At 71.4% G+C, this 12644-nt stretch carries 12 protein-coding genes; 4 read left to right on the forward strand and 8 right to left on the reverse strand.

The features are described from left to right. Positions 1-128: 128 nt before the first annotated feature. From FZO89_RS02710 to FZO89_RS02720, 3 genes are read right to left on the reverse strand one after another with little or no spacing between them, the layout of a single operon-like run. Positions 129-1433: a hypothetical protein gene (locus tag FZO89_RS02710; RefSeq protein ID WP_149101815.1), complete on the reverse strand. Its 1305-nt coding sequence runs from the start codon at positions 1431-1433 to the stop codon at positions 129-131. Positions 1434-1488: 55 nt separating this feature from the next. Further along, positions 1489-2424, reverse strand: coding sequence for a sensor domain-containing protein (locus FZO89_RS02715; RefSeq protein WP_149101816.1), 936 nt, complete (start codon positions 2422-2424; stop codon positions 1489-1491). Next, positions 2421-2798: a PadR family transcriptional regulator gene (locus tag FZO89_RS02720; protein ID WP_149101817.1), complete on the reverse strand. Its 378-nt coding sequence runs from the start codon at positions 2796-2798 to the stop codon at positions 2421-2423. The genes FZO89_RS02715 and FZO89_RS02720 overlap by 4 nt, the downstream gene beginning before the upstream one ends. Positions 2799-2917: 119 nt before the next feature. Here FZO89_RS02720 and FZO89_RS02725 point away from each other — a divergent pair, with 119 nt between their 5' ends. After that, positions 2918-3847, forward strand: a complete 930-nt coding sequence (locus FZO89_RS02725) for a peptidylprolyl isomerase (protein ID WP_149101818.1) — start codon at positions 2918-2920, stop codon at positions 3845-3847. Positions 3848-3929: 82 nt separating this feature from the next. Further along, positions 3930-4226 (forward strand): hypothetical protein, encoded by a 297-nt coding sequence (locus tag FZO89_RS02730; RefSeq protein ID WP_149101819.1) that lies wholly within the window; start codon positions 3930-3932, stop codon positions 4224-4226. Between the two features lie 15 nt (positions 4227-4241). Here FZO89_RS02730 and FZO89_RS02735 read toward each other — a convergent pair whose 3' ends face one another. Beyond that, positions 4242-5195 (reverse strand): aldo/keto reductase, encoded by a 954-nt coding sequence (locus FZO89_RS02735; protein ID WP_149101820.1) that lies wholly within the window; start codon positions 5193-5195, stop codon positions 4242-4244. 282 nt (positions 5196-5477) lie between these two features. On the opposite strand from FZO89_RS02735, the gene FZO89_RS02740 reads away from it, so the two are divergent. Then, positions 5478-5798: a metalloregulator ArsR/SmtB family transcription factor gene (locus FZO89_RS02740; protein ID WP_149101821.1), complete on the forward strand. Its 321-nt coding sequence runs from the start codon at positions 5478-5480 to the stop codon at positions 5796-5798. A gap of 16 nt (positions 5799-5814) precedes the next feature. Further along, positions 5815-7224: a DUF2867 domain-containing protein gene (locus FZO89_RS02745; protein WP_149101822.1), complete on the forward strand. Its 1410-nt coding sequence runs from the start codon at positions 5815-5817 to the stop codon at positions 7222-7224. A 70-nt stretch (positions 7225-7294) separates the two neighbouring features. Here the strand turns inward: FZO89_RS02745 and FZO89_RS02750 are convergent, their stop codons facing one another. Genes FZO89_RS02750 through FZO89_RS02765 form a run of 4 tightly spaced genes read right to left on the reverse strand, consistent with a single transcriptional unit; the run spans position 7295 to position 12638 of the window. Further along, positions 7295-8134, reverse strand: coding sequence for a DUF4349 domain-containing protein (locus tag FZO89_RS02750; protein ID WP_187471014.1), 840 nt, complete (start codon positions 8132-8134; stop codon positions 7295-7297). A 55-nt stretch (positions 8135-8189) separates the two neighbouring features. After that, positions 8190-8540, reverse strand: coding sequence for a GFA family protein (locus FZO89_RS02755; RefSeq protein ID WP_149101824.1), 351 nt, complete (start codon positions 8538-8540; stop codon positions 8190-8192). A gap of 31 nt (positions 8541-8571) precedes the next feature. Further along, positions 8572-10446: a carboxypeptidase regulatory-like domain-containing protein gene (locus FZO89_RS02760; RefSeq protein WP_149101825.1), complete on the reverse strand. Its 1875-nt coding sequence runs from the start codon at positions 10444-10446 to the stop codon at positions 8572-8574. Further along, positions 10443-12638 (reverse strand): DUF4175 domain-containing protein, encoded by a 2196-nt coding sequence (locus tag FZO89_RS02765; RefSeq protein WP_149104007.1) that lies wholly within the window; start codon positions 12636-12638, stop codon positions 10443-10445. The genes FZO89_RS02760 and FZO89_RS02765 overlap by 4 nt, the downstream gene beginning before the upstream one ends. Positions 12639-12644: the final 6 nt, after the last annotated feature.

The following is a 12644-nucleotide window of genomic DNA, read 5'->3' on the forward strand; positions in this document are numbered from 1 at the left end:
GGCGTTCAGCCACATGCGCGCCTGTGGCGCGCAAGCCATGTGGCGTCACCCGAGGGAAAAGGGGCTTGAAAACCGACCGCTAGCCTCCCGCAACCTGCTGCAGGCGGCTGGACCTGCCGCGCAGACGGTCAGTCCTCGCACGCTTCGGGCTGCCCTTCGACGACGCGCCACTTCCCGTCGTCGCGTTGCAGTCGCCAACCTGCCGACAAGGCGAGGCTCCAGCCCGGACCGGTCCATGACCCGCCGCAACCGTCGAGGTCCTGCGCGCCCACGGTGATCGCCGACCAGTCGGGCGCAACCAGTGCCCCCTCCTTCGCGATCAGTTCGCCCCAGGTCTCGCGCGCGGTCAATGTGCCGTAGACCGTCCCCGCATCGCCCAGCGGGAACAGGGTGCGGGGATCGAACGACATCGACGGATTCCGCAACGGCAGTCGCAGCGTCGCGCCTTCGACGAAACGGTCACGATACGTCGCCGCGCGCTGCGCGCGCAAAGCGGCGCGATCGCGTTCCGACATGCGGACGTCATCGATGCCGTACTGCTGCCCGGCCCTCTCCGCATCGACAGCTGCGGCGCCGAGGACTTCCGACAGCAACGTCGGCAGGTCGGTGCCCGCGTTCACCCCGGATCGCCATCCATCGCGCCAGCGATCCAGCAGCAGTCCGTAGGCCGGTCCGGTCGCGTAGGCCATCGAACGCACGAAGCCGTCGTTGTCGTCGGCGCGGCGCAACGCGTCGAGCAGCGCCGGCACAGGATCGCCCGCCGCGGACGCGACGACGCGGCCGGTGTACTCGGCCAGCCCCTCGTTGCGTTCCAGTCTCGCCTCCTGCAGCAGCGCACCGGTCGCCAGTTCGCCCTGCTCCGAACGACGCGCGCGGAATGCGAGCGCGGCCCGGGCATGGCCCTGGGCATTGCCGTCGCCCTTGGCGGCGGCGAGTGCCTGCGCCAGCGCACGCAGTTCGAGCCGTAACCACGTCCGGCCCTGCTCCTCGTCCAGGTGCGCATTCTCGCCCTCGACCGCCGGCAGTCCGAGTGCGCGTTGCACGCAGTGCCAGCGTTCGTGCCACAGCAGCCTGGACAGCGCGTCGCCATCGTCGGACAGGGGCAGCATCAGCATCACCGTCGGCACGCCATCGACCTCGATGCAGGTATTGGCCGGCAGCTGGTCCGCACGCAGTGCGGCGGGTACAGGCTTGCCGGTTGCCGCATCCATCCGCCACGACGCGCGCGTGGCCGGATCGATCAGCACCACCGGGGCATCCAGCGCGACGTTCCACAACGCCGTCGCCCGCTGGATCGACGCAGGATCGTCGGCGATCGCGGCGACGCGCCGCAGCGCCTGCTCGGTCTCCGCGGGAACCTGGTCCGTCCCGGCGGCGGACACCGGCAGGATGGCCGCCAGCAACGCGCAACGCCATCGTGTGCACCGGTTCATTCCGCGTCCTCCGTTCGCAACGGCACATGGATCAGGCTGTCCGGGCACGCGCGCCTCACGCGTGCTGCGACGATTTCACCAGCAGGTGCTTGGCCATCAGACTATGCAGCCGGCCGATGCCGCGGGCGATGTGCATGGTCGCGAACAGCAGCAGGATGCCGGCCACGAACACGACGGGCAGGACCCATTCCGGCAGCGACGTGCTGACGACATGGCCATGGATGTTCAGCAGCTGCCAGCCATCGATGTAGACGTTCGCGTCGGCGATGCCGAGCCACACCAGCACCGGCGCGGCGATGAACGACAGCGAGGTGGCGATCAGCATCACCGCCAGCGTGAAGTAGACGACGCCCAGCGGCAGCATCAGCAGCATGTACAGCATCGTCGACCAGGTACGCGCATCGGTGAACATGTCGCCGATGCGTTGCCAGATGCTGCGCCCGCGCACGGTGTACAGCGGCCGGCGCGGCATGCGCTCGCCGAGCATGACCTCGACGATCCGGCCCTCGACCAACGACAGCACCCGCACCGAGCCGAAGAACAGGATCAGCAGCGGGATGCCGATGATCGTGATCGACAGACCCAGCGAGAGCGAGAAGCCGGTCACCACCCAGGTGAAGTAGAAGATGCCGGTCGCCAGCGACAGCAGCATGTAGAACAGCGAGGCATACGCGCGGGGGTCGGCGAACACGCCAAAGAAGCGGCCCAGCGCGGACTTGCGCGACGGCGGCGCCGGCGGACGCAGCGCGGTCTGCACCGTGACCTCGGTATCGCGATAGATGTCGGCGACCTCGTCCGGCGCGCCGTAGCTCGAGGCCACCGCGGCGATCACCTCGGCCTCGCTGCGGCCCGGGTTCTCGGCCAGTTCCGAGCGCAGGTATTCCTCGGCGTCGTACAGCGCGTCCTGGATCAGCGCCGGGTCCGCGCCCGCGAGCGAGCGCCGCAGGTGTTCCAGGTATTCCGGGATGGTGGTCGGCAGCTTGCTGTTCATTCGCGTGTCCCCTCCAGGACGGCATCGACGGAGTCGCGGGTGGCCCGCCACGCGCCGGCCCAGTCGTGCAGGGCGGCATGCCCGGCGTCGGTGATGCGGTAGTAGCGCCGGGGCGGACCGGCGTCGGATGGCTCGACGAAGCTGTCCAGCAGCCCGGCCGCCTGCAGGTTGCGCAGCACCGGGTACAGCGCACTCTGCTTGCCGCTGAGCACGCCGTCGCCGAGGCGCTCGAGGGTCTTGGCGATCTGGTAGCCGTACATCGGCTCGCCGGCCGAGCCCAGCACCGCCAGCAGCGCGAGCGAGACCGTCCCCGCACTCAGTTCCTTCTGGAACTTGCGCAGGTGCACGTCGCCCTGGTCCTCGCTGCCGCCCATGCCGGTTCTCCTCGATGACCGACATGCTATTACGGACTTCTCTATAGTGGATGTGCCATTAGTCCCGCCGGGCTGGTCTCGTCCACAATCGGGCATCGCATCGAACCCGGAACGCTCCCATGCCCCGCCTGCACGCCCTTGCCGCCCTTCTCGCTGCCGCCCTCGTCCTGCCCCTGGCAGCGGCCGAGCCGGACGCGACCCCTGCGCCCCGCACTACCCAGCAGGTGCTCGACGCCTCCGGGCCGTCCGACTGGCGCACCCCGGACCCCGACCGCACGCTGTACATGGACCTGGAGGCCGGGCGCGTGGTGATCGAGCTGGCCCCGGCATTCGCGCCGGAACACGTGGCCAACATCCTGGTGCTGGCGCGCGAGGGCTTCTGGGACGGCACCAGCGTCTATCGCTCGCACGACAACTTCGTGGTCCAGTTCGGCGATGCCGACGCCGACGATCCGGCGAAGGCCAGGCCCTTCGGCAACGCGAAGACGCAGCTGCCGGCCGAGTTCGAGCGCAGCGCGCAGGGCCTGGCGTTCCATACCCTGCCCGACCGTGACGGCTGGGCTCCCGAGGTCGGGTTCGCGGACGGCTTCCCGGCGGGACGCGAGGGCGCCGACGGCCAGGCGTGGATGGCCCACTGCTACGGCGCGCTCGGCGCCGGACGCAACCTCGAGGCCGACAGCAGCATCGGCGCCGAACTCTACGTGGTCACCGGGCAGTCGCCGCGGCAGCTGGATCGCAACATCACCCTGGTCGGACGCGTGATCCGCGGCATGGACCTGCTCGCCGCGATCCCGCGCGGACCGGAGCCGATGGGGATCTACGAAAAGCCCGCGCAGCGCACGCCGATCCGCGCGATCACCCTGGCTGCGACGCTGCCGGAAGCGCAGCGCGAACGCATCGAGGTGCTGCGCACCGATACCGCCACCTTCGACGCCTTCGTCGAATCGCGCCGCAACCGCCGCGACGCGTTCTACAAGCGTCCCTCGGGCCACGTCGATCTGTGCAACATCGCGATCCCCACGCGCACGCCGGACGAAGGCGAAGACTGAACGCAACGCCATCGCGATCCTCACGCGACGTTTGCCGACGCGGGCCTAGTCTGCGGCTGCCCCCACCCCAGCCGAGAACGCAATGGCCCTGCTCCGCTTCCGCATCGCCGGCGAGGATGATCACGTCCGCGCCATCATGAACCTGCTGCAGAGCATCGACGGCATCGAGCACGTCGAGGAAATCGGCGACCTGATGCCGCACATGGACGATCCCGACTCCAGTTCCGCCGGCCTGCACGACGTGCGCGGTGCGGACACGCACGAAGTCGAGGTGGAAGTCCCCAATCCTTCTACCGCGCGCAAGGTGCGCGAAGCGGTGGAAGCGCTGGCGTTCGATCTCGATGCGATGGTCGAGATCGAGGAAGACGAGGCGCGGTAGCGCGGCTCGCCGGCGTCAGCCGGCCGCCGGCGGCAGGGCGTCGATGTACTCCGCCATGCGCCGGCGCTGCGCCTCGTCGGGAAGGCGTCCTCGCGCGGAGCCGAGGTTGTCGGCCATGTTGCGCGCCTTGCTGGTCGCCGGCGTCACGCAGGTGACCGCCGGGTGCGCGGCCACGAACTTGAGCATGAACTGCGCCCAGGAGCGGGCGTCGAACTCCGCCGCCCATTCCGGCAATGGACGATCGCCGATCCGGCTCCACAGTCGCGTACGCCCGAACGGCAGATAGACCAGCACGCCGATCTTGCGCTCCTGCGCCAGCGGCAGGATCGTTTCCTCGACGTCGCGGTTGTCGACCGCGTAGTCGACGCCGATGAAGTCGATCTTCCCGTCGCGCATCGCCTCGATCAGTCGCGGATAGGCCGGCTTGCTGGTCGAGGTAACGCCGACATAGCGCACGCGGCCCTGCGCCTTGTATTCCTCGAGGATCGCCAGCTGGGTCGGGATGTCGGCCAGGTTGTGCACCTGGATCAGGTCCACCTTGTCCTTGCCGATCAGCCGGAACGAATTCTCGATCTGTTCCCGCGCCTTCGCGGGATCGGCCTCGTCCCCGCCCCGTGGCACCACGTTGACCTTGGTCGCCCAGAACAGCCGGTCGGTGATGCCCAGCTCGCGCGCGAGCTCGCCGGCGACCTGTTCCGACGCGCCATACGAAGGCGCGGTGTCGAACACCGTGCCGCCGCCATCGACCAGCGCCCGCAACACCTCGCGCAATGCCGACGCGTCCTCGCTGCGCGCCACCTGCGAGAAGGTGGCCGAACTGCCCAGCCCGACCAGCGGCAGGCGTTCGCCCGAGGAGGGAATCGCGCGCGTGAGCAGCGGCGCGTCGTCGGAGGCCATCAGGCGATTCGGCAGTGCGGCCGCCATCGCGGCGGCAATCGAGAACTTCAGGCATTCACGGCGCGTGGTCATGTCCACTCCAGGGCGAAGTCGAGGGCAGTGGCCCGAGTCTGGCCGTTCCGGGGGGGTGACTTCAAACCGTGCCGCAGCATGGCTGCCGGCATCGGATGGCCGGCTCCTGGCGACGCCGCCCGGCGCCTGGCGCCCGACGCGGGGCCGGCGGGATGCGCCGCATGCTCCCCCGGCCCGGACCCGGCGTGAATCCGCGCCCCGGCCCCCGCCCCGTCCTTCGGACCGCTTGACAGGGGTCACCCGGACGAATAACTTAACTAATAAGTTAATTGATTAATTCCTATGTCCGTCGACAAGGTCTTCGAGGCGCTCGCCTCCCGTCCCCGCCGCGAAATCCTCGCCTACCTCTCGGCGCAGGAACTCACCGCGGGCGAGATCGCCGGCCGGTTCGCGATGAGCGCGCCCGCGATCTCCCGCCACCTGTCCTTGCTCGAGGCCGCCGGGCTCGTGGTCGGCGAGCGCCGTGGCCAGTTCGTGCACTACCGGCTCAAGCCCGACAACCTGCTCAACTCGCTGACCGGGTTCGCTTTCGAGATCTGCCCCACCGCCGGTCCGCTGAAGCGCGAATCGCGCAAGCGGGCCAAGGCTTCGCCCCCACGCTGAGCTGAAAGGATCGCCCATGCATGCCCTGATCCAGCCGACACGCGGCTTTCCGATGGTCCGCATCCCGGCGCGCAACGGCGGCCAGCCGGTCGAGGTCTGCCTGGTCGCGCAGCTCTCGCCCGGTGGTGGCGACCGGTTGTTCGCGGGCGCGAGCGGGCAGCAGCGCGGGCATGCCTCGTTCGTCGATGCGCTGGACGAACCCTCGGCGAAACTGTTCGGCGTGGATGCCGAGCACGACGACCGCAGTTCGGTGTATTCGTTCGCGGTCGATGCCGGCGGACATCCCTTCCATCGCCATGCCGGGCATCGCGTGTTCACCGCGGTCAGTGGCAGCGGCGGCGCGCAGCTACGCTTCTCGACGATCGACGACGACACGCTGCGGCGCGACCCGCAGGCCTTCCTCGACGCGCTGCACGTGGTCGACGTGCCGCCGGACAGCCTGTTCACCGTGCGCTTCGGCGGCGGCACCTGGCACCAGTTCGCACCGCGTCGCGCCGGCAGTCCGCATCCGGTGTTCTTCGCGCTGTCCTGCCATACCGACGAACTCGGCGGCATCCGCGACCCGGCGCTGGCGGATACCATCCGGCGCGACGGCGCCGACATCCCCACCCTGACCGAGCTCCTGCCGCCGGCGGTGCGGCAGGTGCTGGAGGCCCAGCCGTTCCACCACCTGCGAGTGGCCACCACGACGCTGTCGCTGCACGCGGCACCGGACACCTTCGCCCTGCGCGCCTGCGCGCACATCCGGGCGCGGGTCGGGCGCCTGAGGCAGCGCCTCGCCGCCGCGCGGGCGCCGGCCGGCTTCATCGGCCGCCGTTACCGCCAAGCCTCGGTCGAGCTCGCGGCCGTACCCGAAGGCTCGCTCCTGTCGGAGCAGTTCGACGCGGGCTTCCACCACCAGGACATGTTCGCGCTGACGTTGCCCCGCCCGGAAACCGCGGCCTCCGCGCAGGCGCTGCTCGCCGACGTGCTCGAGGGATTCCTGGTCAATCGCCCGCTCGGCGTGTCCTGGCTGATGCGCCTGCGCAACGTGCTGGTGCGCCCGTTGCGTCTGCGCAGGTCGCCGCTCGGGTGCCCGGTGTCGTCGCTGCTCTCCGACGACCGCAGCCGCCTGTTCGCGGGTCGCTATCCGGTCCTCGACCAGCGGATCTCCGACGACCGGCGCCGGGTGGAGGTGCTGCTCGGCGCGGACGATCGCCACCTCGCCTTCCGCTCCTGCGTGGGTGTCGAGGAAACCGCCGCGGGCCTGCGCATCACCCTGGGCACGCGCGTGCGCTGCCGCAATGCGTTCGGCCACGCCTACATGGCGATGATCGAGCGCACCCATCGCCGTTACATCGCGCCGACCATGCTGGAGATGGCGGTCGCGCATGCGCTGCAGCAGCACGAGGCGCCGGTGCGGGCGCCGGCGGTGGCGGTCGCCTGAGCGCGTCAGGCAAGCGGGCCACGACCGGCGATGGCGATGTTCGGCGCAGCCGGGACCGCGCCCGCGAGGGCTAGCCGGGGCGGCGCCGACGCCAGCGACGGATCACGGCCACGAAGATCACGAAGACCACCAGTAACGGCAGCAGGAACGCCAGCGCGCGGATGGTCCAGGCCGCGCCCTGCGAGAGCGTTTCGCCCGAGTCGCGGAGCGCCAGCCAGATCTCGTTGCGGCTCGCCTGCGACGGCGTCGGCCGGAACTCGAGCGTCAGCAACTGCGTCTCGATGCGACGTCGATGCCCCGCGGCGGCCTGCTCCGCTCCTTCCAGCAGCGCCTCGGTTTCCGCAAGCTGCTTCGACAGCGCGATCATGTCGGCCACGGTGAGGTCGCGTCGGTCCTGGAATTCGAGCAGGCGCTCGCGCTCCTTGCGCAGCCGCTGTTGCAACAGCGCGTTGTCGCGCACCACCACCGCCAGGTCCTCGGCACGGGTGCCGCGGCTGCCGAGCTGGGCGCCTGCGCTCGCGAGCGCGATCATCGGCTCGACGCCCGCGGGCACGATCCGGATGCCGAGCGTGGCCGACGGCCAGTCGCCACCCTCCTGGCGCACCGTCAGCACCACGCATTCGCCGAACTTCGCGCCAGTGCAGGCGTCCTGCGCCTCGCGCAGGCGCGCCTGGATGCGATCCGCCGGCAGTGTCACCGACGCATCGTGTTCGTACGCCAGGAACGAGGCGTCGCGCGCACCACCCGTGCCGTTGCCCGCATCCGCCGCTGCCGTCGCCGGCGCCGGAGCCGGAGCCGCGCCACCGTAGGCCATTGCGGCCTCCTGCGTTGCCGGCCCGTTGCAGGCAGCGAGCAGCACGCCGAGGCAGCCGCCGCAAAGCGTGCGCTGCAGCGATCGCAGACGGCTCATGCGGCGGATCCGTACGACCCGCCCGTCGTGTCCAGGCGTCGGCGGCATCCGCGGATCAGTAGCTGGCGCCATCGAAGGTCGTCACCTTCAACCCGGCCAGGTCGACGTCGGCCAGGCAGCGCACGTTGACCATTGTCATCGCCGCGCCTTCGGCGCCCTTCCCTTCGCTGAAGGGGGCGATGCCGCAGTCCGGGCAGAATCGGTGGTCGATCGCGTGCTTGTTGAAGCGGTAGGTGGCGAGGTCCGCTTCGGGCGTCTTCAGGCGCAGCGCGCTGCGCGGGAACGCCGCGAGCAGCCCACCGCGACGCCGGCACATCGAACAGTTGCAGTCGATCACCTCGTCGACCTCGCCTTCGACCTCGAACGCGATGCGGCCGCAATGGCAGCTGCCCTGGTAGGTGGTCATCGTGGCGCTCCGCAGGAAGACGCCGGCAAGGTTAGCGCAGGTCTCGCGGCGGGTCTTGCTGCGAAACAGCAGCGGCCAGGCCCAGGCGCGAGCGCTCGAACCACCAGGCGAACGCGGCCAGCAGCAGCCATGCCAGGAACCACGGCCAGGCGCGCCCCGGTTCGGTGTTGCGCGGCGCCACCGTGGCGCCCGGAGCGGACACCGGCGGCGCGGCGGCAAGCCGCAGCGTGGCCTCGCGCAGTTCCGCGAGCCGCAGCGTGGGCTCCGCATCCGCCGCCGCGACATGGAACGGCTGCACCGCGTCACCCATGCGCAACCGATGCCAACCGGCCACCGATGGCCAGTAGCCCGCGCAGCGGCGCGCACCGCTCGCCGGATCGACGATCGGCTGCGCGCGTTGGCCGTCCGGCGCTTCGATGTGCGCGCCTTCCGGCCATGCGCAGATCGCGAGGCGCTGGCCGACGCGCGCATCGGCCTCGATCCCGGGCATCGCGCTCGAGCGTGCGCGCGCCAGCGTGGCCACCGCCGGGCTCCAGAGATCGGCGTACAGGTCGGCCCGGCCATGCAGCGGCAGCCGGTAGCTGTCCGACACCGCCCACAGGCCGATGCGGCCACGGCCTTCGGCACGCCACCAGCCCGGTGCCTCGGCGGCGTCGCCCCTGTCCGCCCCTGGCTCGAGCGCAACCGCATCCATGCCCTGCACCCGCCAGGCGCGGCGCGAGAGCGGCGGCACCTCTTCCTCCGCCTGCGCGGGATCGAACGGCGCGTCGCGGCTGCCACTGCCCATGAGGCCGCGCAGGGCTTCTTCCCCGTCCAGACGCGGACCGGGCACGTGCCACGGCCGCACCCCGGCGCCGCCCGCGATCGTGAAGCCGGGAGCCCGCAGCCCGCGCAGCGCTTCGGCGGGCATTGCGTTGTCCCCGCGCAACAGCAGGCCCAGGCCGCGTCGCACCGCGGCGAGCACGCGTGTGCGCCCTGACTCGCCCAGTCCCGACCACGCACGTGCATCCACGATCAGCAGGTCGGCTTGGTCGAGCGTGGTGGCGGTGAGCGGCGCGCTTCCCAGTTGCACGCCGCCGCCGAGTGCGATCCGCGCCTGCACTTGCGCCCCCGCGTCCACGAGCCATCGGCGCAGCGCGCGCGTGTCCGGGTTGGGGGCGCCCGCGAGCAGCAGCACGCGTGGCGCGACGTCCGCATCGATCCACAGCGGCAGCTGCGAAATGGCGACCTCCTGTTGCCTGGCGTCGCGCACGCGCACGGCAAACGTCGCCGTGCCGGTTTCCAGCGCCACGCCCCGCAGCGCGAAGCCACCGTCTTCCGGCAGCGGCATCGCATCGACGCGACGTCCCGCCGGATCCAGCAGCTCGGCCCGGCCGCCCGGCACGCCCTCGACGCGACCTTCCAGCACGAAGGCCGATCCACGCGCGATCGCGGGTGGTGGCGACAGGCGCACGATGCCGGGCGCCAGCGGGAGTGGATCGAACGCGAGCGCCACCGTGCTCGCCGCGTCGCGGTCGCGGGGAACCAGACCGGCACCGATCACCCGCACCTGCGTGGTTCCCGGATGCTGGCGCAGGGCGGTGGCGAGATCCGGCACGCGCGCGACGTCGCCGGCGTCGCCCGCTTCCGGCAGCGCGAGCACCACGCCACGCACTGTGGCAGGACCCGCATCGGCAAGCGTCGCGCCTTCGGTCAGCACGGCAAGGGTGGCCGGTGCGACCGGGTGACGCGGCGGGAACAGCATCAGGTGGAGCGCGGCGGCAAGCAGCGGTTGCAGCGCCAGCAACAGCCACAGGCGCCATGGGCGCGACATGCGCGGATCGCGCCGGTGCGCGAGCGGCAGCCGCACCCACGCGACCAGCACCGCGAGCGCAAGCAGCAGCGCGACCGTTTGCGCCATCGTCATCGCTCCGCTCCCGGCGCGTCCAGCGCATCGAGGTAGCGGCGCGCGACCGGATCGTCTCCGGCGCGACGCGCGACGCCGCCTGCCGGGCGCGGCATGCCGCTCCACACCAGGGCGCGCAGTGCGGCGCGACAGTCGTGGCAGCGCGGATCCTGGCGCGCCTCGTCGATGCGCGCGATCCATGCCAGTGGATCGGCGACGCGGTCGCGGTTGCCGTCGACCCATGCCTGCAACGCATTGAGCGATGCGACCAGGCGCTCCGCATCGGCCGCGTCGAGCGAACGCCACGCCTCGGCCAGCGCTTCGTCGCCGCGCGCCACCGGCAGCGCCGGCAGCGCCCGGTTTGCGATGCCCTCGCGCTTGCCGCCGAGCCGGCGCGTGGCGTCGATCGGGGGAAGTTGCGTCCCCACGCGCTGCAGGTAGATGCGGTCGGCCTGCTGCACCTGCTTGATCAGCTCCAGCGCACGGTAGGCGTACGGCAGCGCCTGGTCGGGGGCGGCCTGGCGCAGGTGCAGTTCCGACTGCCACATCTCGCGCAACGCGGCGCGCAGGGTCTCCCTGGTCTGCGGATCGAGGAGGGTCGCGGCTTCGGGGATGTCGTGGGTATGGCCGAAGGCCTCGAGCACGTCGTCCATCTCGCCGAAGCCGGCGGCGGCAGGCGCCCCGGCTTCGCCCGCATGGCCGTGGTCGTGCGTGTCGGGCGACGGCGTGCCGGGCGCTTGGCTGTCGTCGTGGTCGTCGTCATGCTCTTCATGCGCTTGCGCTTCCGCGGGATCGCCGGCCGGCAGATCGCTGGTGGGCAGATCGCTGGTCGGCGGCGCGCGACCGCCTTCGCTTTCCTCGCCCAGGAACTGGCCGTAGCGCAGGCGCAGCAGGCGCTGGTCGACGCCGGTCGAATCCGAACGACGTTCGAACTCCTCCGCCGCCAGCCGTGGCCGCTCCGCGATCAACGCTTCGGCATCGATGATGATCTGGCGCTGGCTGCGGAAATAGGCGGGCAGGACCTGGCGCGCGAGGCCGTCGAGTCCCTCCGCGCCGATCACCGGCTCCGCCGGCCAGCGCAGGATCACGCTGGCGCTGCGCGAGCGTTGCGGCTGCGGCGCGCGGTTGTCGAGCACTTCCAGGCGCGCGACCAGGTCTTCGCCACGTTGCAGGCCGAAGGCCGACGGCACCAGCCGCACCTCGAAGCGCCTGCTGCGCCGGTCGCCGCGGCCTTCGAGCACCCGCACGTGGTCCTGGAAGGAGATGTTCTCGCCGGTGCCCTCGGTGCGCGTGACCAGCAGCCGCGCCCGCGCGGCGACGCCGTGGTCGTCGTCGACCTCGAACTGCAGGCGCCAGTCGCGTTGCCCGGCGGCCATCAGCGTCAGGCTCCGCTCCGGCACGAGCACGCGCACGCGCGGCGGCTGGTCGGGCACGGCATCGAGGCGATGCAGCCTGGATTGCGCGGCGCCGGTCACGCCCTGCGGCACCACCCGGTAGAGGGTGGATTCCTGCAGCGGCAGGCTAGCCGTCCAGTCCCCGCCCTCGCGTTGCAGTGCGAGGCGACGCCCGTCGTGGAACACCAGCTCGACCGCCCCGGGCTGCGGCGCATACCGCAGCGTCCAGCGGAGCGTGCTGGCAACCGGTGCCTTCGCATCCAGCGATTCCGCCCGGCTGGCCGCGATGCCGGTATAGGCCGGCGGCTGCACTTCCAGCATGGCTTCGAGCAAACGCGGCTCGCCTGCGACCGCCGGCGCGGATGCCGGAATCGAAGGACCGGCGGACTGCAGGCGTGGCGCGGGCCACAGCGTGGCGGCGAGCACGCACAGCGCGGAAAGCGACCATGCGATGGCGATCGCGCGCTTCGACCATGCCGGGCGCAGGCCCGGCGGTGCGCTGCCCGTCAGCCGCTGCTCGACGCGCGTGCGTTGCAGGCGTTGCAGCGGCCCGAGAAGTGCCTGGTCGACGAAGAGCAGTCCGCTGCTGTCGTCCAGGTCGCGCCGCGCGGCGTCCAGCCGCACGATCAGCCAGCCACGATCGAAGCGCCGAAGCCGGATCGGGACGACCGCACCGCAGGCCGCGATCGCCAGTGCCGCCAGCACCAGGGCCGGCGTCGTGCCGGCGATGCGCCACGCCACCGCGCAAAGCGCGACGGAAACGGGCAGCAGCACCAGCAGCGTGTCGAGCGCCACCCGCAGGTGCACGCCCCTGCGCATTGCCGC

The sequence above is a fragment of the Luteimonas viscosa genome (assembly GCF_008244685.1).
GTDB classification, from domain to species: Bacteria; Pseudomonadota; Gammaproteobacteria; order Xanthomonadales; family Xanthomonadaceae; genus Luteimonas; species Luteimonas viscosa.

Bases quoted from the DNA above. Each gene is read 5' to 3' on its own strand.
- FZO89_RS02710 (WP_149101815.1), bottom strand. From the start codon at position 1,433: ATGAACCGGTGCACACGATGGCGTTGCGCGTTGCTGGCGGCCATCCTG.
- FZO89_RS02715 (WP_149101816.1), bottom strand. From the start codon at position 2,424: ATGAACAGCAAGCTGCCGACCACCATCCCGGAATACCTGGAACACCTG.
- FZO89_RS02720 (WP_149101817.1), bottom strand. From the start codon at position 2,798: ATGGGCGGCAGCGAGGACCAGGGCGACGTGCACCTGCGCAAGTTCCAG.
- FZO89_RS02725 (WP_149101818.1), top strand. From the start codon at position 2,918: ATGCCCCGCCTGCACGCCCTTGCCGCCCTTCTCGCTGCCGCCCTCGTC.
- FZO89_RS02730 (WP_149101819.1), top strand. From the start codon at position 3,930: ATGGCCCTGCTCCGCTTCCGCATCGCCGGCGAGGATGATCACGTCCGC.
- FZO89_RS02735 (WP_149101820.1), bottom strand. From the start codon at position 5,195: ATGACCACGCGCCGTGAATGCCTGAAGTTCTCGATTGCCGCCGCGATG.
- FZO89_RS02740 (WP_149101821.1), top strand. From the start codon at position 5,478: ATGTCCGTCGACAAGGTCTTCGAGGCGCTCGCCTCCCGTCCCCGCCGC.
- FZO89_RS02745 (WP_149101822.1), top strand. From the start codon at position 5,815: ATGCATGCCCTGATCCAGCCGACACGCGGCTTTCCGATGGTCCGCATC.
- FZO89_RS02750 (WP_187471014.1), bottom strand. From the start codon at position 8,134: ATGAGCCGTCTGCGATCGCTGCAGCGCACGCTTTGCGGCGGCTGCCTC.
- FZO89_RS02755 (WP_149101824.1), bottom strand. From the start codon at position 8,540: ATGACCACCTACCAGGGCAGCTGCCATTGCGGCCGCATCGCGTTCGAG.
- FZO89_RS02760 (WP_149101825.1), bottom strand. From the start codon at position 10,446: ATGACGATGGCGCAAACGGTCGCGCTGCTGCTTGCGCTCGCGGTGCTG.
- FZO89_RS02765 (WP_149104007.1), bottom strand. From the start codon at position 12,638: ATGCGCAGGGGCGTGCACCTGCGGGTGGCGCTCGACACGCTGCTGGTG.